This window comes from Streptomyces atratus (assembly GCF_900119365.1).
Classification (GTDB): domain Bacteria; phylum Actinomycetota; class Actinomycetes; order Streptomycetales; family Streptomycetaceae; genus Streptomyces; species Streptomyces atratus_B.
This window is the reverse complement of the sequence record NZ_FPJO01000017.1, coordinates 101,680-121,457: the sequence shown is the minus strand read 5'-3', so window position 1 is coordinate 121,457 and position 19,778 is coordinate 101,680. Positions and strand designations below refer to the sequence as shown.

General features: G+C 69.1%; 13 protein-coding genes, 1 tRNA gene and 1 pseudogene. 12 read left to right on the top strand and 3 right to left on the bottom strand.

Going from position 1 to position 19,778, the window contains the following annotated elements:
* Window positions 1-321 precede the first annotated feature (321 nt).
* The 9 genes from dnaA to BT364_RS25500 all read left to right on the top strand — a co-directional run bounded on the left by dnaA (window position 322) and on the right by BT364_RS25500 (window position 13,092).
* Window positions 322-2,121: a chromosomal replication initiator protein DnaA gene (dnaA, locus tag BT364_RS25545; protein WP_072487583.1), complete on the top strand. Its 1,800-nt coding sequence runs from the start codon at window positions 322-324 to the stop codon at window positions 2,119-2,121.
* 995 nt (window positions 2,122-3,116) lie between these two features.
* Window positions 3,117-4,247 (top strand): DNA polymerase III subunit beta, encoded by a 1,131-nt coding sequence (dnaN, locus tag BT364_RS25535; RefSeq protein WP_072487582.1) that lies wholly within the window; start codon window positions 3,117-3,119, stop codon window positions 4,245-4,247.
* Between the two features lie 131 nt (window positions 4,248-4,378).
* Window positions 4,379-5,257: a phosphogluconate dehydrogenase (NAD(+)-dependent, decarboxylating) gene (gnd, locus tag BT364_RS25530; protein ID WP_072487581.1), complete on the top strand. Its 879-nt coding sequence runs from the start codon at window positions 4,379-4,381 to the stop codon at window positions 5,255-5,257.
* Between the two features lie 84 nt (window positions 5,258-5,341).
* Window positions 5,342-6,472: a DNA replication/repair protein RecF gene (recF, locus tag BT364_RS25525; RefSeq protein WP_072487580.1), complete on the top strand. Its 1,131-nt coding sequence runs from the start codon at window positions 5,342-5,344 to the stop codon at window positions 6,470-6,472.
* On the top strand, window positions 6,469-7,041 hold the full coding sequence (locus BT364_RS25520) for a DciA family protein (protein ID WP_072487579.1): 573 nt from the start codon (window positions 6,469-6,471) through the stop codon (window positions 7,039-7,041). The genes recF and BT364_RS25520 overlap by 4 nt, the downstream gene beginning before the upstream one ends.
* Window positions 7,042-7,468: 427 nt before the next feature.
* A complete protein-coding gene (gene gyrB, locus BT364_RS25515) occupies window positions 7,469-9,574 on the top strand; it encodes a DNA topoisomerase (ATP-hydrolyzing) subunit B (protein WP_072487578.1) in 2,106 nt (701 codons plus the stop codon).
* Window positions 9,575-9,620: 46 nt separating this feature from the next.
* Window positions 9,621-12,242 (top strand): DNA gyrase subunit A, encoded by a 2,622-nt coding sequence (gene gyrA / locus BT364_RS25510; protein ID WP_072487577.1) that lies wholly within the window; start codon window positions 9,621-9,623, stop codon window positions 12,240-12,242.
* Between the two features lie 93 nt (window positions 12,243-12,335).
* Window positions 12,336-12,944, top strand: coding sequence for a DUF3566 domain-containing protein (locus BT364_RS25505; RefSeq protein ID WP_072487576.1), 609 nt, complete (start codon window positions 12,336-12,338; stop codon window positions 12,942-12,944).
* 71 nt (window positions 12,945-13,015) lie between these two features.
* Window positions 13,016-13,092: transfer RNA gene (locus tag BT364_RS25500), tRNA-Ile, on the top strand.
* Window positions 13,093-13,415: 323 nt separating this feature from the next.
* Here BT364_RS25500 and BT364_RS25495 read toward each other — a convergent pair.
* Window positions 13,416-13,787, bottom strand: a complete 372-nt coding sequence (locus BT364_RS25495) for a DUF6344 domain-containing protein (protein WP_072487575.1) — start codon at window positions 13,785-13,787, stop codon at window positions 13,416-13,418.
* Window positions 13,788-14,095: 308 nt separating this feature from the next.
* Here BT364_RS25495 and BT364_RS42305 point away from each other — a divergent pair, with 308 nt between their 5' ends.
* The 3 genes and pseudogenes from BT364_RS42305 to BT364_RS25480 all read left to right on the top strand — a co-directional run bounded on the left by BT364_RS42305 (window position 14,096) and on the right by BT364_RS25480 (window position 17,644).
* Entirely contained in the window at window positions 14,096-14,230 is a 135-nt protein-coding gene (locus BT364_RS42305; protein WP_003958712.1) for a DLW-39 family protein, read from the top strand.
* 233 nt (window positions 14,231-14,463) lie between these two features.
* Window positions 14,464-16,298: pseudogene (locus BT364_RS25485) on the top strand (vWA domain-containing protein).
* On the top strand, window positions 16,298-17,644 hold the full coding sequence (locus BT364_RS25480) for a hypothetical protein (protein ID WP_177328219.1): 1,347 nt from the start codon (window positions 16,298-16,300) through the stop codon (window positions 17,642-17,644). Before BT364_RS25485 ends, BT364_RS25480 begins: the two are co-directional and overlap by 1 nt.
* A gap of 49 nt (window positions 17,645-17,693) precedes the next feature.
* On the opposite strand, the gene BT364_RS25475 is transcribed toward BT364_RS25480, so the two are convergent.
* Both BT364_RS25475 and BT364_RS25470 read right to left on the bottom strand, forming a co-directional pair.
* On the bottom strand, window positions 17,694-19,067 hold the full coding sequence (locus BT364_RS25475) for a serine/threonine protein kinase (protein ID WP_072487572.1): 1,374 nt from the start codon (window positions 19,065-19,067) through the stop codon (window positions 17,694-17,696).
* A gap of 83 nt (window positions 19,068-19,150) precedes the next feature.
* Window positions 19,151-19,699, bottom strand: coding sequence for a helix-turn-helix domain-containing protein (locus BT364_RS25470; protein WP_072487571.1), 549 nt, complete (start codon window positions 19,697-19,699; stop codon window positions 19,151-19,153).
* Between the last annotated feature and the right edge of the window lie 79 nt (window positions 19,700-19,778).

Genomic DNA, 19,778 nt, shown 5'->3' with positions numbered 1-19,778 from the left:
TCACCGTGCGCCCACGAGAGACTCGCGTAAACGCTCTAGTGCACCGCTTCACGATCACAGATCGTGATCTTTGCCCATCGGAGGCAGGCGGCAGCAGCCATCGACAACTCGACCTGGTCACGGTACGCGCGGCTACGCCATCCGGTCAAACCGGCTCCACAACACCCCCCACTGTGCACAGGCTGTGGACAACAACTTGAACCACGCGGGTCGCCCTGACTACCGTGGCTGAGTTACCGGCCTTTTCTTCCTGCCTGCCGGTCCCCACCCATCCCGTCCCGAGAACCACACATTCGTGGGACCAGCGAGAGAGCGTGCCCTGTGGCTGACGTACCTGCCGATCTTGCCGCAGTGTGGCCACGAGTGTTGGAGCAACTCCTCGGGGAGGGCCAACAGGGCATCGAGCCGAAGGACAGACAGTGGGTCGAGCGCTGCCAGCCGCTTGCCCTGGTCGCCGACACCGCACTGCTCGCCGTCCCCAATGAATGGGGCAAGCGCGTCCTGGAAGGCCGGCTCGCGCCGCTCATCAGCGAGGCGCTGAGCCGTGAATGCGGCCGACCGATCCGCATCGCGATCACGGTCGACGACTCCGCGGGCGAGCCTCCGAGCCCGCCCGCGCCTCCGATGCACCAGCCCCAGCAGCACCGCTACCAGGGGCCGCAGCACGACGAGCGGCAGCACAACGACGCGTACGACGGCTACGGGCACCGGCCCTCCGACGACGGCATGCCGACCGCCCGGCCGGCCTACCCCGACTACCAGCAGCAGCGCCCCGACCCCGGCGCGTGGCCGCGCACCCAGGAGGACCTCTCCTGGCAGCAGCCCCGGCTCGGCGGATTCCAGGACCGGGAGGCCCCCGCGGAGCAGTGGCGAGAGCCGTACCCCGGCGGCCGCCCCCAGCAGCCGCAGCACGACTACCGTCCGCAGCCGCCCGAGCGCCAGGCTTACGAACAGCAGCGCCCCGAGCACCCCGACATGCAGGAGCCCCAGCCGCAGCACCGGCAGGGCGGCGCCGGCACCGGACGGCCCGGTGGCGCCTCCGGGCCGATGGGCTCGCAGCCCGCTCCCACGCCCGGCCCCGGCGAACCGGCGGCCCGGCTGAATCCGAAGTACCTCTTCGACACCTTCGTCATCGGCGCGTCCAACCGGTTCGCGCACGCCGCGGCGGTCGCGGTCGCCGAGGCCCCCGCCAAGGCGTACAACCCGCTCTTCATCTACGGGGAGTCCGGGCTCGGCAAGACCCATCTGCTGCACGCCATCGGGCACTACGCCCGCAGCCTCTACCCGGGCACCCGGGTGCGGTACGTGAGCTCCGAGGAGTTCACCAACGAGTTCATCAACTCGATCCGCGACGGCAAGGGCGACGCCTTCCGCAAGCGTTACCGCGATGTGGACATCCTGCTCGTCGACGACATCCAGTTCCTCGCGAGCAAGGAGTCGACGCAGGAGGAGTTCTTCCACACCTTCAATACGCTGCACAACGCCAACAAGCAGATCGTGCTCTCCTCCGACCGGCCGCCCAAGCAGCTGGTGACCCTGGAGGACCGGTTGCGGAACCGTTTCGAGTGGGGTCTGACCACCGATGTGCAGCCGCCGGAGCTGGAGACGCGGATCGCGATCCTGCGCAAGAAGGCGGTGCAGGAGCAGCTCAACGCCCCGCCGGAGGTGCTGGAGTTCATCGCCTCCCGTATCTCCCGGAACATCAGGGAGCTGGAGGGGGCGCTGATCCGGGTCACGGCCTTCGCCAGCCTCAACCGTCAGCCGGTGGACCTCGGACTGACCGAACACGTACTGAAGGACCTGATCCCGGGCGGCGAGGACTCGGCTCCAGAGATCACGGCGACGGCCATCATGGCCTCGACCGCGGACTACTTCGGTCTCACGGTGGACGATCTCTGCGGAACCTCGCGCAGCCGCGTGCTGGTGACGGCCCGCCAGATCGCCATGTACCTCTGCCGGGAGCTCACCGATCTCTCCCTGCCCAAGATCGGTGCGCAGTTCGGCGGCCGCGACCATACGACGGTGATGCACGCGGACCGGAAGATCCGCGCGCTGATGGCGGAGCGCCGCTCCATCTACAACCAGGTCACCGAGCTCACCAACCGCATCAAGAACGGCTGACGGGACCGCCGCCGCACGCGCCTCAAGGGCGCTCGAAGGGCCTCACAGGGCTCCTCGGGCGCCCTTTTCGTTGCCCGGAGACCCGCCCAGAGGCTGTCCGGAAGCTGCCTGGAGACCGCCCGGGGGCCCATCGGAGACCGTCCGAAGGCCCCTCGGGGACCACCCGAAGCCCGTCCGAAGCCCGCCCCGACCCCCACACCCAACACTCCGACGCCGCCGCGTTGTTCGAATACCTGCCGCCGGCCGCCCGTTCTCCACAGATCTGGGGAGTTTTCCCCCTCCACAGCCTGGGGATCCGGAAGTTGTCCATATTGCTTCCACAGGGGCGACTGCCGATACTCCATCAGGCCAGGTCAAGAGCCTGGGGATTTGTGGTCAACAGTGATCCACAGCCTGTGGACAAAATATTCGTCCACAGGCGGCGGATGATGTTGTCCACCGGCAGCCCACAGCCCGGACCGTGTTGTCCCCAGCTTCCTGCTGCTTCTCCACACCTCTGTCCACTGTTCGGCAACGCGGGACCGCCTTTCACCGCGCCGAGTGAAAGGCGTCACACCAAGAGGGTCGGTTGGGCTGTGGGGAACCTGGGTAAAGCTGGGGACAGCCCTGGGGAGAAACCCCCCTGTCCTGTGCATCGGGTGTGCAGAACTTTCCCGTGTCCACAGAAGAGCCGTGTTGTCCACCGGTGCCACCCACAGGGGCGGTGGACAAAAAACCGGACTTGACCTGCGGAAACGACGTTATCCACGGTTTCCACAGGCCCTACTACTACTGCCACATAGAGTTAGCCCGGAATCCGCTTCGAAGTGGGGCCTGTGCACAACTCGGCGCCGGAGCTCTCCGAACCTCTTGTCGCGACTTGACCCCGAGCAGCACCGAGTGTCGGTGCCGTACGTCAGACTGGTCCCCGGCGTCCTTCCTGCCTCGTCGGCGGGAGACGCGATCAGACGACGAAGGCCAGCAGGGCGAGCGAGCAACAGCAGGAGGCGGTTCCGGTGAAGATCCGGGTGGAGCGCGATGTACTCGCGGAGGCTGTGGCCTGGGTGGCCCGTAGCCTCCCGGCCCGTCCGCCGGCGCCCGTTCTTGCGGGCCTTCTGCTGAAGGCTGAGGACGGGGCCCTCAGCTTCTCCAGCTTCGACTACGAGGTCTCGGCCCGGGTCTCGGTGGACGCCGAGGTCGAGGAGGACGGCACGGTGCTGGTCTCCGGCCGGCTGCTCGCCGACATCTGCCGCGCCCTCCCCAACCGCCCGGTGGAGATTTCCACAGACGGTGTACGGGCGACCGTGGTCTGCGGCTCCTCGAGATTCACACTCCACACCCTTCCTGTGGAGGAGTACCCGGCGCTCCCCGAGATGCCGACCGCCACGGGCACCGTCCCCGGCGAGGTCTTCGCCTCGGCCGCCGCCCAGGTCGCCATCGCCGCGGGCCGTGACGACACGCTGCCGGTGCTCACCGGTGTACGGATCGAGATCGAGGGCGACACCGTCACCCTGGCCTCGACCGACCGCTACCGCTTCGCGGTCCGCGAGTTCCTCTGGAAGCCGGAGAACCCCGACGCCTCAGCCGTCGCCCTGGTGCCCGCCAAGACGCTCCTGGACACCGCCAAGGCCCTGACCAGCGGTGACACGGTGACCCTGGCGCTCTCCGGCTCGGGTGCCGGTGAGGGGCTGATCGGTTTCGAGGGCGCGGGCCGGCGTACGACCACGCGGCTGCTCGAAGGTGATCTGCCGAAATACCGCACGCTTTTCCCCACGGAGTTCAACTCGGTCGCGGTCATCGAGACCGCCCCGTTCGTCGAGGCCGTCAAGCGTGTGGCTCTCGTCGCCGAGCGGAACACCCCGGTGCGGCTCAGCTTCGAGCAGGGCGTGCTGATCCTGGAGGCGGGTTCCAGCGACGACGCACAGGCTGTGGAGCGGGTCGACGCGGTGCTGGAGGGCGACGACATCTCGATCGCCTTCAACCCGACCTTCCTGCTGGACGGGCTGAGCGCGATCGACTCCCCGGTCGCCCAGCTCTCCTTCACTACGTCCACCAAGCCCGCGCTGCTCAGCGGCCGCCCGGCTGTGGACGCCGAGGCGGACGACGCGTACAAGTACCTGATCATGCCGGTCCGCCTCTCCGGCTGACCCGCTCATCGGTGCTGTCACGACGGATTCCGACGGGCATGCTCGGCGCCGGGCATGCCCGTCGGTCCGTCCCCGGCCGGGCGTAGGCTCGTCCTTGGGTACGAATCGGCACAACGCTTAAGGAATCTCTGATGGAGCTCGGTCTCGTCGGCCTCGGCAAGATGGGCGGCAACATGCGCGAGCGCATCCGCCGCGCAGGCCACACCGTCATCGGTTACGACCGCAACCCGGACGTCTCCGATGTCCACAGCCTCGAAGAGCTTGTGGGCAAGCTGAAGGGTCCCCGGGTCGTCTGGGTGATGGTTCCGGCCGGAGCTCCGACCCAGGCCACCATCGACGAGCTCGCCGGTCTCCTCTCGCCCGGCGACATCGTCGTGGACGGCGGGAACTCCCGCTGGACCGACGACGAGAAGCACGCCGTCGAGCTGGGCATCAAGGGCATCGGCTTCGTGGACTGCGGTGTCTCCGGCGGCGTCTGGGGCCTGGAGAACGGCTACGCGCTGATGTACGGCGGCGACGCCGAGAACGTGGCGAAGGTCCAGCCGATCTTCGACGCGCTGAAGCCCGAGGGCGACTTCGGTTCCGTGCACGCGGGCAAGGTCGGCGCCGGCCACTTCGCGAAGATGGTCCACAACGGCATCGAGTACGCCATGATGCAGGCCTACGCCGAGGGCTGGGAGCTCCTGGAGAAGGTCGACTCCGTCACCGATGTGCGCGAGGTCTTCCGCTCCTGGCAGGAGGGGACGGTCATCCGTTCCTGGCTGCTCGACCTGGCGGTCAACGCGCTGGACGACGACGAGCACCTCGACAAGCTCCGGGGCTACGCCGCCGACTCCGGCGAGGGCCGGTGGACGGTGGAGGCCGCGATCGACAACGCGGTGCCGCTGCCCGCGATCACCGCGTCGCTCTTCGCGCGTTTCGCCTCGCGCCAGGACGACTCCCCGCAGATGAAGATGATCGCCGCGCTGCGCAACCAGTTCGGTGGCCACGCGGTCGAGAACAAGAAGTAACCGCAACGGGAAGCGGGCCGGCCCCAGACGTCCGGTCCGCTCCACGAAGCACGGAGCAGGAAGCCGGGAAGGTCGGCGTACACCATGCATGTCACGCATCTCTCGCTGGCCGACTTCCGCTCGTACGCCCGGGTCGAGGTGCCTCTCGACCCGGGCGTCACCGCTTTCGTGGGGGCCAATGGCCAGGGCAAGACGAATCTGGTCGAGGCGGTCGGCTATCTCGCGACGCTCGGCAGCCACCGGGTCTCCTCCGATGCGCCGCTGGTGCGGATGGGCGCCGACCGGGCTGTCATCCGTGCCGCCGTGACGCAGGGAGAGCGTTCGCAGCTGATCGAGCTCGAACTCAATCCCGGCAAGGCCAACCGGGCTCGTATCAATAGATCGTCGCAGGTCAGGCCGCGTGACGTGCTGGGGATAGTGCGTACGGTGCTGTTCGCGCCGGAGGACCTGGCGCTGGTCAAGGGAGACCCCGGGGAGCGTCGGCGCTTTCTCGACGAGTTGATCACGGCTCGTTCGCCGCGGATGGCGGGGGTGCGCTCGGACTACGAGCGGGTGCTGAAGCAGCGCAACACGCTGCTGAAGTCGGCGGCGATGGCGCGCCGGCACGGCGGCAGGTCGATGGACCTGTCCACGCTCGACGTGTGGGACCAGCATCTGGGCCGGGTGGGTGCGGAGCTGCTGGCGCAGCGGCTGGATCTGCTCGCGACCCTGCAGCCGCTGGCGGAGAAGGCGTACGCGGATGTCGCGCCGGGCGGCGGCCCGGTGGCGCTGGAGTACCGCAGCTCGGTCGGGGCCGGCGTGGAGTCGGCCCGTACCCGCGAGGAGCTGTACGAGCTGCTGATCGCCGCTCTGGCAGAGGTCCGCAAGCAGGAGATCGAACGGGGTGTGACCCTGGTCGGTCCGCACCGCGACGATGTGCTGCTGGGGCTGCGCGGGATGCCGGCCAAGGGGTACGCGAGCCACGGTGAGTCCTGGTCGTACGCGTTGGCGCTGCGGCTGGCTTCGTACGATCTGCTGCGCAGCGAGGGCAATGAGCCGGTGCTGGTGCTGGACGACGTCTTCGCGGAGCTGGACGCGCGGCGCCGTGAGCGGCTGGCGGAGCTGGTGGCCCCGGCCGAGCAGGTGCTGGTGACGGCCGCGGTGGACGACGACGTTCCGGGCGTGCTGGCGGGGACGCGGTACGCGGTGTCCGCGGGTGAGGTGGAGCGGCTGTGAGCGGCCGCGGCGAGAGAGCCGGGGAGCCGTCGCGGGAGCGTTCCGGCGGGGGTAGGGCTCCGGAGCCCTCGGGTGTCGATCTGGCGCGGGTGGCGTTGCGCGCGGCCAAGGAGCAGGCGCGGGCGCGTGGTGCTGCGGCGCAGCAGAGGAAGCAGGCCAGGCGGGGTGGCGGGCTGCGCTCGGGGGCGCGGGCCGATGGGCGTGATCCCTTGCCGCTGGGTTCTGCGATCAACCGACTGATCACCGAGCGCGGCTGGGAGACGCCTGCGGCGGTGGGCGGGGTGATGGGGCGCTGGCCGCAGATCGTCGGTGAAGATCTGGCCAATCATTGTGTGCCGCTGCGGTACGACGAGGACCCGGACGAGCGGGTGCTGACGGTGCAGTGCGACTCGACGGCGTGGGCGACGCAGCTGCGGTTGCTGGCGCCTCAGCTGGTGGCCCGGCTGAACGCGGATCTGGGGCAGGGCACGGTCCGGTTCATCAAGGTGCTGGGGCCCGGTGGCCCGCAGCGCAGGTTCGGTCCGCTGCGGGCGCCGGGGAGCACGGGTCCGGGCGACACCTACGGCTGACCTGGGCTTTTCCCTGTTCTCGGGCTGTTCCACAGCCCTTCCCGGGCCGCTCCAAAGCCCTCCCTCGGACCGCTCACGAGCCGTCTCCGGGCCGTTCCCGCGCTCTGTGGGGGCACTGTCCGTCGGATCCGTGTTGTACGGGTATGCGGTGGTTGAAACCACGGGCTGAGAATGGGGCGTCCCTCACGGTAGCGGGAGGTTGACAGGCCGAAGCGCTCAAGGCCCGCGTGAGCCTCCTGAGGGCCCTTCCTGAATATGGGGAGTCGTCAGCCGCTCATTCAGGGCGGCACATGCGTACTCAGGTACCGGCAAACCCCCATTCATGTCAGCGCTACCGGTAGACTGGTGGACAATCCCGCATCCTTGCGGGAGTCGTCGATTACAAGCCGAACGACGCAGCCGCTCCCGTTTGCCCGGAGAACGGCCTGTGCTGTGCCAGAAAGGGCGCTTCGTGGCCGATTCCGGCAACCCCAACGAGAACATTCCGTCCACACCCGGTGAGAGCGCCGAGGCTGTCGCCGCGGGCGAGACCGCGGGCACCGGCGAGGTCACCTCGTCGTACGACGCCAGCGCGATCACCGTCCTCGAGGGCTTGGACGCGGTCCGCAAGCGACCTGGCATGTACATCGGTTCGACCGGTGAGCGCGGCCTCCACCACCTCGTGCAAGAGGTGGTGGACAACTCGGTCGACGAGGCGATGGCCGGGCACGCGGACACGATCGACGTCACGATCCTCGCCGACGGCGGGGTCCGCGTGATCGACAACGGCCGCGGTATCCCGGTCGACATCGTGCCGTCGGAGAAGAAGCCCGCGGTCGAGGTCGTGCTGACGGTGCTGCACGCCGGCGGCAAGTTCGGCGGTGGCGGCTACGCCGTCTCCGGCGGTCTGCACGGCGTCGGTGTCTCCGTGGTCAACGCGCTGTCGTCGCGGGTCTCGGTCGAGGTCAGGCGCGACGGTTACCGCTGGACCCAGGACTACAAGCTCGGTGTGCCGACCGCTCCGCTGGCCCGTAACGAGGCCACCGACGAGTCGGGGACGTCCGTCACCTTCTGGGCCGACGGGGACATCTTCGAGACGACCGAGTACTCCTTCGAGACCCTGTCGCGCCGCTTCCAGGAGATGGCGTTCCTCAACAAGGGTCTGACGATCAAGCTCACCGACGAGCGCGAGTCGGCGAAGGCGACGCTGGGCGCGGAGGTCGCCGAGGTGGCCGAGGTCGCCGAGGCGGAGCAGGCCCGCACGGTCACGTACCACTACGAGGGCGGCATCGTCGACTTCGTGAAGTACCTGAACTCCCGCAAGGGCGATGTCATCCACCAGTCGGTGATCGACATCGAGGCCGAGGACAAGGAGCGCCTCCTCTCGGCCGAGATCGCCATGCAGTGGAACACGCAGTACAGCGAGGGCGTCTACTCCTTCGCGAACACGATCCACACGCACGAGGGCGGTACCCACGAGGAGGGCTTCCGCGCCGCGCTGACCACGCTGGTCAACAAGTACGCGCGCGAGAAGAAGCTGCTGCGCGAGAAGGACGACAACCTCACGGGTGACGACATCCGCGAGGGCCTCACGGCGATCATCTCGGTGAAGCTGGGCGAGCCGCAGTTCGAGGGTCAGACGAAGACCAAGCTGGGCAACACGGAGGCGAAGACCTTCGTCCAGAAGGTCGTCCACGAGCAGCTCACGGACTGGTTCGACCGCAATCCGAACGAGGCGGCCGACATCATCCGCAAGGGCATCGCGGCGGCCACGGCCCGTGTCGCGGCCCGCAAGGCGCGTGACCTGACCCGTCGCAAGGGGCTCCTGGAGAGCGCCTCGCTGCCGGGCAAGCTGAGCGACTGCCAGTCCAACGACCCGACGAAGTGCGAGATCTTCATCGTCGAGGGTGACTCCGCCGGTGGTTCGGCGAAGTCCGGCCGCAACCCGATGTACCAGGCGATCCTGCCGATCCGCGGCAAGATCCTGAACGTCGAGAAGGCCAGGGTCGACAAGATCCTGCAGAACACCGAGGTCCAGGCGCTGATCTCGGCCTTCGGTACCGGGGTCCACGAGGACTTCGACATCGAGAAGCTCCGCTATCACAAGATCATCCTGATGGCGGACGCCGATGTCGACGGTCAGCACATCAACACCCTGCTGCTGACGTTCCTCTTCCGCTTCATGCGTCCGCTGGTCGAGGCCGGGCACGTCTACCTCTCCCGCCCGCCGCTCTACAAGATCAAGTGGGGCAGGGACGACTTCGAGTACGCGTACTCGGACCGTGAGCGCGACGCCCTGGTCGAGCTCGGCAAGCAGAACGGCAAGCGGATCAAGGAAGACTCGATCCAGCGCTTCAAGGGCCTCGGCGAGATGAACGCCGAGGAGCTGCGTGTCACCACGATGGACATCGACCACCGGGTCCTCGGCCAGGTCACGCTGGACGACGCGGCGCAGGCCGACGACCTCTTCTCGGTGCTGATGGGCGAGGACGTCGAGGCGCGGCGCTCGTTCATCCAGCGCAACGCCAAGGACGTCCGCTTCCTCGACATCTGAGTCGGCCGTACCAGCAAGCCGCCGCTCGAAAGGACTTTGACCAGCAATGGCCGACGAGAACAACCCTGTGACACCTGAAGAGGAGCCCGCCGCCGGTGTGGGCATGCGTGTCGAGCCCGTGGGGCTCGAGACGGAGATGCAGCGCTCCTACCTCGACTACGCGATGTCCGTCATCGTCTCGCGTGCGCTGCCGGACGTACGGGACGGTCTCAAGCCCGTGCACCGCCGGGTGCTGTACGCGATGTACGACGGCGGCTACCGGCCCGAGAAGGGCTTCTACAAGTGCGCCCGTGTCGTCGGTGACGTCATGGGTACGTACCACCCGCACGGTGACTCGTCGATCTACGACGCACTGGTGCGTCTGGCGCAGCCGTGGTCGATGCGCATGCCGCTGGTGGACTCCAACGGCAACTTTGGTTCTCCGGGCAACGACCCGGCCGCCGCCATGCGGTACACCGAGTGCAAGATGATGCCGCTGTCCATGGAGATGGTCCGGGACATCGACGAGGAGACCGTCGACTTCCAGGACAACTACGACGGCCGCAACCAGGAGCCGACGGTTCTGCCGGCGCGCTTCCCGAACCTGCTGGTCAACGGTTCGGCGGGCATCGCGGTCGGTATGGCGACCAACATCCCGCCGCACAACCTGCGCGAGGTCGCGGACGGCGCGCAGTGGTACCTGGAGCACCCGGAGGCCTCGCAGGAGGAGCTCCTGGACGCGCTGATCGAGCGGATCAAGGGCCCGGACTTCCCGACCGGCGCGCTGGTCGTGGGCCGCAAGGGCATCGAGGAGGCGTACCGCACCGGCCGTGGCTCGATCACGATGCGCGCGGTCGTCGCGGTCGAGGAGGTCCAGAACCGGCAGTGCCTGGTCGTCACGGAGCTTCCGTACCAGACCAACCCCGACAACCTTGCGCAGAAGATCGCCGACCTGGTGAAGGACGGCAAGATCGGCGGGATCGCCGACGTCCGTGACGAGACCTCGTCGCGTACCGGTCAGCGTCTGGTCGTCGTGCTGAAGCGGGACGCGGTCGCCAAGGTCGTTCTGAACAACCTGTACAAGCACACCGATCTGCAGACCAACTTCGGCGCCAACATGCTGGCGCTGGTCGACGGTGTGCCGCGCACCCTCTCGATCGACGCGTTCATCCGGCACTGGGTGACGCACCAGATCGAGGTCATCGTCCGGCGTACGAAGTTCCGGCTGCGCAAGGCGGAGGAGCGGGCGCACATCCTGCGCGGTCTGCTCAAGGCGCTGGACGCGATCGACGAGGTCATCGCGCTCATCCGGCGCAGCCAGACGGTCGAGGTGGCGCGCGAGGGCCTGATGGGCCTGCTGGAGATCGACGAGATCCAGGCCAACGCGATCCTGGAGATGCAGCTGCGCCGGCTGGCCGCGCTGGAGCACCAGAAGATCACGGCCGAGCACGACGAGCTCCAGGCGAAGATCAACGAGTACAACGCGATCCTGGTGTCGCCGGAGCGGCAGCGGAAGATCGTCAGCGAGGAGCTGGCGGCGATCGTCGACAAGTTCGGCGACGACCGGCGCTCCAAGCTGGTGCCCTTCGACGGTGACATGTCCATCGAGGACCTGATCGCCGAGGAGGACATCGTCGTCACGATCTCGCGCGGCGGCTATGTGAAGCGTACGAAGACGGACGACTACCGCTCGCAGAAGCGCGGCGGCAAGGGCGTGCGCGGTACGAAGCTCAAGGAAGACGACATCGTCGACCACTTCTTCGTGTCGACGACCCACCACTGGCTGCTGTTCTTCACGAACAAGGGCCGGGTGTACCGGGCGAAGGCGTACGAGCTCCCGGACGCCGGCCGTGACGCCCGCGGTCAGCACGTCGCCAACCTGCTGGCCTTCCAGCCGGACGAGCAGATCGCCCAGATCCTGGCGATCCGCGACTACGAGGCCGCGCCCTATCTGATCCTGGCCACGAAGGGCGGTCTGGTGAAGAAGACCGCGCTGAAGGACTACGACTCGCCGCGTTCCGGTGGTGTCATCGCCATCAACCTCCGCGAGACGGCGGATGGCTCGGACGACGAACTGATCGGTGCGGAGCTGGTTTCGGCCGAGGACGATCTGCTGCTCATCAGCAAGAAGGCCCAGTCGATCAGATTCACCGCGACGGACGACGCGCTGCGCCCGATGGGCCGTGCGACCTCGGGCGTCAAGGGCATGAGCTTCCGCGAGGGAGACGAACTGCTCTCGATGAATGTTGTCCGGCCGGGTACGTTCGTGTTCACTGCCACCGACGGCGGGTACGCGAAGCGGACTCCCGTCGACGAGTACCGGGTTCAGGGCCGTGGCGGTCTGGGCATCAAGGCTGCCAAGATCGTCGAGGACCGGGGCTCGCTGGTCGGCGCGCTGGTGGTCGAGGAGACGGACGAGATCCTCGCCATCACGCTCGGCGGTGGTGTGATTCGCACGCGAGTCAATGAAGTCAGGGAGACGGGCCGTGACACCATGGGCGTCCAACTGATCAATCTGGGCAAGCGCGATGCCGTCGTCGGTATTGCCCGTAACGCCGAAGCCGGTCGCGAGGCCGAAGAGGTCGAGGGGTCCGAGGACGCCGAGGCCGCGACGGCGGAGGGTGCCGAGAGCACGGTCGAGGGCAATGTCGAAGGCACGTCGCCTTCGGCCGGGGAGCACGAGGAGTAGAGCGTGAGTGGAGCCACGGGCGCCGGTTCGGCCGCTTCCGGAGCAGGAGCGAGCGGTGCCCGTGGCCCTGCCACGGACTCCCAAGGGGGCATTGTGACGGACACCCGGGGGCCTCAGCCCCAGTACGAGGGCTATGCGACCGGGCCGTTGCCGGGTGAGCGCGAGCCCGCATCGGGGCAGGCGAGCGGGCCGTACCACCCGCCGCAGGCGTATTCCTCGCCCGCGGGCGGGACGGAGGGCGGCCGGCCGCACGGCACACAGGGCGGCGCGCAGGGCGTCGGCGCCGCGCAGGCGGCCCGGCGGCCGCGGACGGGGGCGCGGACGACTCCGCGTACCCGCAAAGCACGGCTGCGGGTGGCCAAGGCCGACCCGTGGTCGGTGATGAAAGTCAGCTTCCTGCTCTCCATCGCGCTCGGCATCTGCACGGTGGTGGCGTCCGCGGTGCTGTGGATGGTGATGGACGCGATGGGCGTCTTCGAGACCGTGGGCGGAACGATCAGCGAGGCCACCGGTTCGAACGACAGCAACGGCTTCGATCTCCAGTCGTTCCTGTCGCTGCCGCGGGTTCTCATCTTCACCTCGGTCATCGCGGTGATCGACGTGGTCCTGGCGACCGCGCTGGCGACGCTGGGCTCCTTCATCTACAACCTGTCGGCGGGTTTCGTGGGCGGTATCGAGCTCACGCTGGCCGAGGACGAGTAGGGCGCCGGGTATCGATTTTGGGACTGGCCCCGACGTGCGCTAATCTTCAGAAGTCAGCGCAGCAGCGCGGCGGGGCTATAGCTCAGTTGGTTAGAGCGCATCCCTGATAAGGATGAGGCCACAGGTTCAAATCCTGTTAGCCCCACCAGCACGAAGGCCCCTCACCGGAAACGGTGGGGGGCCTTCGGCGTACCCGGCCGACGGGTGGGGGCGGGGTGCGTACGGCCGGTGCGTATGCGCGGTGTGTACGTGTGGCGGGTACGGCCGATGTGTGCCGCCGGAACCGGCCGGATCGTGGATCTGATCCGCCGCCAGGCGCCTGGGACCGTCGTGTGCTGGGACTGCCGGCGCATTCGACGGTGCCGAGGTGGCAGCCGGCTCCGGCGGGCGGGGCAAGCCCCTGGACGGCACGGAGAAGCCCCCGTCCGGTGTGAACCGGCCCGGGGGCTCCGTACGTCAGTTGAGCGGCTCTCAGGGCGGAAGGAAGGACGCGTCCCCCGCCGGGGCCCCGTGGGCGGTGCGGGCGGCGTTCCTGGCGTTCATGATGTCCGTGGTGTCGACGGACAGATGGCGGGTCGCGGGTGAGGAGCCGTGTGCCTCGGCGCGGATGCGCTGCTTCATCGTGGGTGGCAGCGTCCGGTCGCGCGGAAGGGTCCATCGCACCGACGGGGTGGTCGCGGTTGCCGCGGTCGCACCCATGTGTTCCTGGGTCGTGGTGGTCGGCTCCGTGGCGCTCTGTTCCGTGGCCGTCGCCGGGGTGCTCATGAGCCCCAGCGCGGCGAGCAGTGCGAAGAAGGCGGTGACGAAGGCGGTCCAGATGTTCTTGGGCTTGAAGGTGCTCATGGCCCCTCGCTCTCGGGTGGTCCGGTTTGCTTACCTTTCTGATGATGTGGATGTGGCTCGCGATTTCATGGACCGACGCCACCGATCCGTCGATCTTCGGATGAACACCACTCATATGGTTCAACCGGTCCCGACGGGCTTGTGCCGGGCCGTGCATCGCCGCCGGATCTCCAGGTCGGAGCGGTCCTGGGATGGCCGCTCGCTCCCGGGCGCCAGTTGGGTTGCGGGCAGGTCACCGGTTGATATCGGCCGGTGTGTATAGTCGGGCGGCAGAAGTCCCCTACGTCAAGGAAAGACGAGGTCGCGCGGTGAAGAAGCTTCTCCTGGTCGCACTGGCCGCCATCGGCGGGCTCCTCGTGTACCGCCAGATCCAGGCGGATCGCGCCGAGCAGGATCTGTGGACGGAGGCGACTGACTCCGTGCCCGCAGGTTCGGGTGTGTGAGACAGAACAGCCTGATTGCGGGCCCCGGTCGCTGAGCGGCCGGGGCTTCGTGCTGTTGCGGGGCTGTGACGCCTGTGCCCTTGAGTTCACCTGAGCAAATCAATACGTTGCTTGAGCAAAACTGCCGGGTTTTGTTCGAGGGGGCACGGGTGAAGGCACGGGACCACCACCGCCATGGCGCGGGCGTGGGGGCATGGATCGGCGGGGCGCTGCTCGCCCTGGTGGCGGGCGCGATGCCGGCCGCGGCGGCGCCCGCGGACAGTGCGACCGAGCCATCCGGAGCCGGTCCGAACGGCAGCCTGGTCATGGTCCTCGACTCGTCCGGCTCCATGGGGACGACGACGGCACGGGGCGCACCCGGATGGAGAGTGCCCGCGAGGCCGTCGGAACCGTCGTCGACGGCCTTCCCGACGGGTATCCGACCGGACCGCGGGTGTACGGCGCCGACCGCGCCCGGGGCTGTACGGACACCAGGCTCGTGCGGCCGGTGTCCGCGCTCGGCCGGGCGGCCGTGAAGCGGGCCGTGGCGGCCGTACGGCCCCGGGGCGACACACCCATCGGCCTCTCGCTGCGGAAGGCCGCCGAGGACCTTCCGCGGCCCTCGGGCGGCGCCATCGGTGCGCACACGATCCTGCTGATCTCCGACGGCGAGGACACCTGCGGTGCGCCACGGCCATGCGAGGTCGCCGAACAGCTCGGCAAGGAGGGTATCGGGCTGCGGATCGACACCGTGGGCTTCCAGGTGGAGGGCGCGGCCCGCGAGCAGCTCGAATGCGTCGCGGCGGCGGGCAACGGCCGCTACTACGAGGCACCGGACGCCGATTCGCTGGCCAGGCAGCTGCAGCGGGCGTCCCAACTCTCCGCGGACGGCTACCGGTTCAGGGGCGAACCGATCGCGGGCACGGCGACGGGTTCGGGGGCGCCCGTGCTCGCGCCGGGGCAGTACCTCGACACCATCGGGCCGGGCGAGAAGCGGTATTACGCCGTCGATCTGGACGCCGTCTCGACGGCGGACTTCTCGGCCACGGCGGTGCCGCAGCCCGGGGCCGCCCTCGACACCTTCGACGCGATGCGTACCAGCATCGCGTACGGCACTGACAGTTCCTGCGGGTCGGAGACCGCGCGCTTCTCCCAGAAGGAGGGCGCGACCCCGCTGACCTCGGCGATCGCCCGAATCCCCACCGTGCGGGGCACCCACCCCTGCGACCGGGCGGGGCGGTACTGGCTGGTGGTCGAGCGGGAGAGCAAGAAGGGCTCCGACGCGGCGCGTTGGCCGCTCGAACTCGTCCATGGGGTGGAGGCGCCGTTGGCGAAGGGTGTCACGCCCGCCCAGTCGCAGCCGGAGTACGGCAAGGGCGGCAAGGGCGCCGTACCACCCTCCGGCGACCCTCGCGACGTACGCGGCGGCACCGGCTTCAACGATGCCGAGGAGATCGGCCGGGGCGTGTGGCGCGACCGGATCCTTCCGTCGCAGACCCTCTGGTACAAGGTCCCGGCCGGCTGGGGCCAGCAGGTGCGCTACGACGTGGAGTTCGCGAACGCGCCCACGGTGGAGCGCGGCGCCTCCACGTACTCGTACGGGGCGACGCAGCTGTTCACCCCCGCCCGGTTCCCGCTCACCGGGGGTGGCGAGTTCACCCCGACGACGCTGTACAGCGGCCGTCCGGCGGCGATCGGGATGGGCGGTGTGCCGGTCGCCTGGACCAATCGCTACGAGAACGCCTCCCATGTCCGGGCCGTGCACGCCGGCGGCGACTTCTATATCTCGGTGACGCTGGGGGCGCGGGCCGCGGACATCGCGGAGAACCGGCGGATCGGTGTGGTGCTGCGGGTGTCGGTCCTCGGCGACGAGCTGGCCGGCCCCGAGCACCACGCCCCCGCCGCGGCCAAGAAGGCGGACAAGAAGGGCAATTCGATCAGGGTCGAAGACAGCAGCGGTACGGGCGGGGCAGGATGGACCGGCATCGCGGTCGCTGCCGGGGCGGGCGCCATGGTGGTGCTCGCGGGGCTCGTGTTCGTACGCGGGCGTCGCGGGCGGGCCGCACAGACGACGAGGGGAAGCGCGTGATGAGGCAGCGCAGCAGGGGCCGGGTGGCGCTGGCCGCGGTCGCGGCGATGTGCGCGGCGGCGGCGCTGCCGGGGCAGGCGTTCGCGGCCGGGGAGCCCGCCGCGTACACCTTCGATCCCGGGGCGAAGAAGGTCGTCGGTACGGAGGCCAGCACGGAGGCGTCGGCGCTGACGCCCGGATCGGTCTACAAGAGCTCGATCAAGCCCGGTGAGAAGCTCTACTACCGCCTCAACCTCGACGCGAGGACCAACGCATACGTCTCGGCGGTGGCCGTGCCCAGGGGCGGCGGTCAGGTCGCCTACGGGGACGGCATCACGGTCAGCATCCGCGACACCACGGACATGCAGTGCAGTTCCGAGGACGCGCGGTTCGAATCGGCGGAGTTCGCCCGTCCGATCGCCACGTACGCCTACCGGATCATGGAGAAGGGCAGCAGCACCTGCCAGGAGGCCGGCACGTACAACGTCCTGATCGAGCGGGAGAGCAAGGAGACCTCGGCCCCCGACGAGTGGGACCTGGAGCTGCGCTACGAGTCGGAGCCGCAGCTGAAATCGGCCGGTTCGATGCCGACCGACGCGCCGGAGGACTGGCCGTCGGCCTCGCCCGTGCCGCCCATCGCCGCCCCGCAGAAGCGGTCGGGCGGTACCAGCTACCACGACGCGACCGGTCTGGAGACCGGCGAGTGGCAGGAGAAGGACGGCATCAAGCCGGGGCAGACCCTCTTCTACCGGGTGCCGGTGGACTGGGGCCAGCAGATCTTCGCCACCGCGGACCTGAGCAACAACAACGCCTCGGACGATTTCATCGGCAACGCGCTCGCGCTCTCCCTCGACAACCCGGCGCACGGCCATGTCGATTCCGCGACGCCGCTGTCGTACTCCGGCAAGTCCGCGTCCGTGTCGCTGGATCCGCTGCCCCCGGTGGCGTACGAGAACCGCTACGACTCCACCGGCAGCGTCAGCGCGATGCGGTTCGCCGGCTGGTACTACCTGTCGGTGACACTCAGCCCGCAGGTCGCGAAGTCGTACGGCGACAAGGCGATTCCGCTGACCCTGAAGATCAAGGTCGAGGGGAAGGCCGGGAATTCGCCGTACACGGGGGACGCCGGGATCTTCTCGGTCACGCAGGACGACAGGGACATGGCGAGGGAGGGCCAGGCGGCCCCGCAGGCGGCCAGGAGCGACAGGATGAAGGCGGTCGGCGTGGCCGGGATCGGCGCGGGTTCGGTGCTGGTGCTCGGGCTCGGGGTGTGGACGCTGCTGGCCCGGCGCCGCGCCGCGAGCACCGCCCCGGCGGGCCCGTCCGCCGACGCGCAGCCGTACGGAGGCCCGCCGCAGGCCTGGTAGCCGGGGCGGATCCCGGGCCCCGTACGGCAGGGGCCAGGGACGACCGGGTTCAGCTCTGGGTCAGCGCCCAGATGCCCACCGCGAAACAGATCAGCGCCACCACCAGCACCGGGACCGCCACCTTCGGGGACGGCCCCGGACGTCTCTGCGGCGCCCGCGCCCCGGCGGCCGCCGGGCCGTGCGGGGACACCCCCGCGCCGGGCGCGGCGGCGGGAGCCTGCGGCTGCCCGACGGTGTACGCGCGGGTGAGGGCGGGTTCGTGCTGCACGGCGGCCGTGGGCGCCTGCGAGGGATTCGGCGCGGGAGCGGGGACGGGAGCGGCGTAGGGGGAGGCCGCGTCCGGCTGAGCCTGCTGGGGCGGCGGCGTGGGCTGCTGCGGAGGCGGCGGGAGGTGGAAGCTGCCCGTCTCCGACATGGGGACCGGCGGCTGGGCGTACGGCTGCTGTACGGGCTGCTGGGCCGACGCCTGACCCGGCTGGGCTTCCTGGACGTTCTGCGGGTTCTGGACGTTCTGCGGGCTCTGGGGGCTCTGAACGGGGGCCGTGATCGGTCCTGCGGGGCCGAAACCGGGCGGCAGCGGCCCGATTTGATCGAAGACCTCGACCGGCTCGTCCTCGGCTCCGGGCTCCGGCAGCATCTCGACCGCGGCCGTCAGCGCCTTGCGCGCACCCGTGGCCGTACGGAACCGGGCCTGCGGATCCGGCTGCAGCAGCCCCGCGAGGACCTGCCACAACGGCTCGGGGATCCCCTCCGGGGCGGACGGCGTGCCGTACGAGGCGAAGTGCTCGACGATCGCCTGCGCGTCGGGCTTCCTGCCCTGGAGCAGATACAGCGCGACAAGACCGACCGCGAACAGGTCCGCGGGGAAGTCGGGCTCCGCGCCCATCATTTGCTCGGGAGCGAAGTAACCGGGCGTTCCCACCACATAGTTGGTCTCGGTGAGACGCGGCTCTCCCTTGCGCATGGAGATCCCGAAGTCGGACAGCCGCAGATGCGGTCGTCCGGTTCCGGTCGCCTCCATCAGGATGTTGGCCGGTTTGATGTCCCGGTGCACGACGCCCTCCGCGTGCACCGTGGACAGCCCGGACAACAGCTGGTCGAGGAGCGTGCAGACGAAACGGGGCGGCAACGGCCCGTAGTCGCCGATGACATGGGCCAGCGAACCGCCGCTCACCAGATCCATGGTGAACAGGACCTTGTCGTCGTCCGCGGCCCAGCTGGCGGGCGCGAGCACATGCGGATGCTCGATCCGCAGCGCCTGCTCGCGGACGAAGCGCAGCAGCGTGTGCGCGTCGCTCTGCTGGAGGACCTTGGCCGCCACGTAGCGGCGGCGCCGGTGGTCCCAGGCCCGCCAGACGGCGCCGACTCCACCACGTCCGATCGGATCGATCAGTTCGTACCGACCGGCGAAGACCTCACCCATTGCGCTGCGCCCGCTCCCAGTTCCTGTTTCGGCCCACGGTCGGCCTTCGGAGGTAGTGCCCGGCCCGATCCGGACGAAAGGCCCTAGCTCTGGTGTCCCTCGTAGTGCGCCACCGCGTCCGCGGTGCGCCCCGCGCCGTACACCTTGAGGAACTCTGCCAGTTCCGGGTGGGTCGGGGCGAGCGAGTCGGCGGCATCGATGATGTCACCGGCGGCCGCGACCGACCGCAGCAGCGACTGGATCTCGCGGACCACGCGCCGGACGGTGGGGGCGCCGCCGGTGTTCGAGGTCTGGCCGGTGCCGGTGAGGACGGAGCCCCCCTGGGACTTCTTGACCTCTTCCATGCGGTCGGTGGCCTCGCCCGCGCTGACGCTGCCGTCCGCGACCTGCCCGGCCAGTTCCTGGAGCGCCTGGACGCGCTGGACGACCGCGGGATTGCCGATCTTCGCCCGCTGGCCGCTCATCAGCTGGGAGAGCATGGGGGCGGACAGCCCGAGGACAGCGGCGAGCCGGGCCTGGTTCAGGCCGAGATCATCGATCAGCCGGCGGAAGAGCGCTCCGAGAGGCTCTCCGTACCAACTGCGCTGAAGCTCCCTGGCCCTTGCCGTTGCCTCTTGCTGCGCTGCGTCCATGGCGTCTCCCCTTCGCTGCGGCTTCGCTGCTGCGAACCTCGTCGAGCATCTTACGGAGAGTGGTCGCCGACCGGGAGAC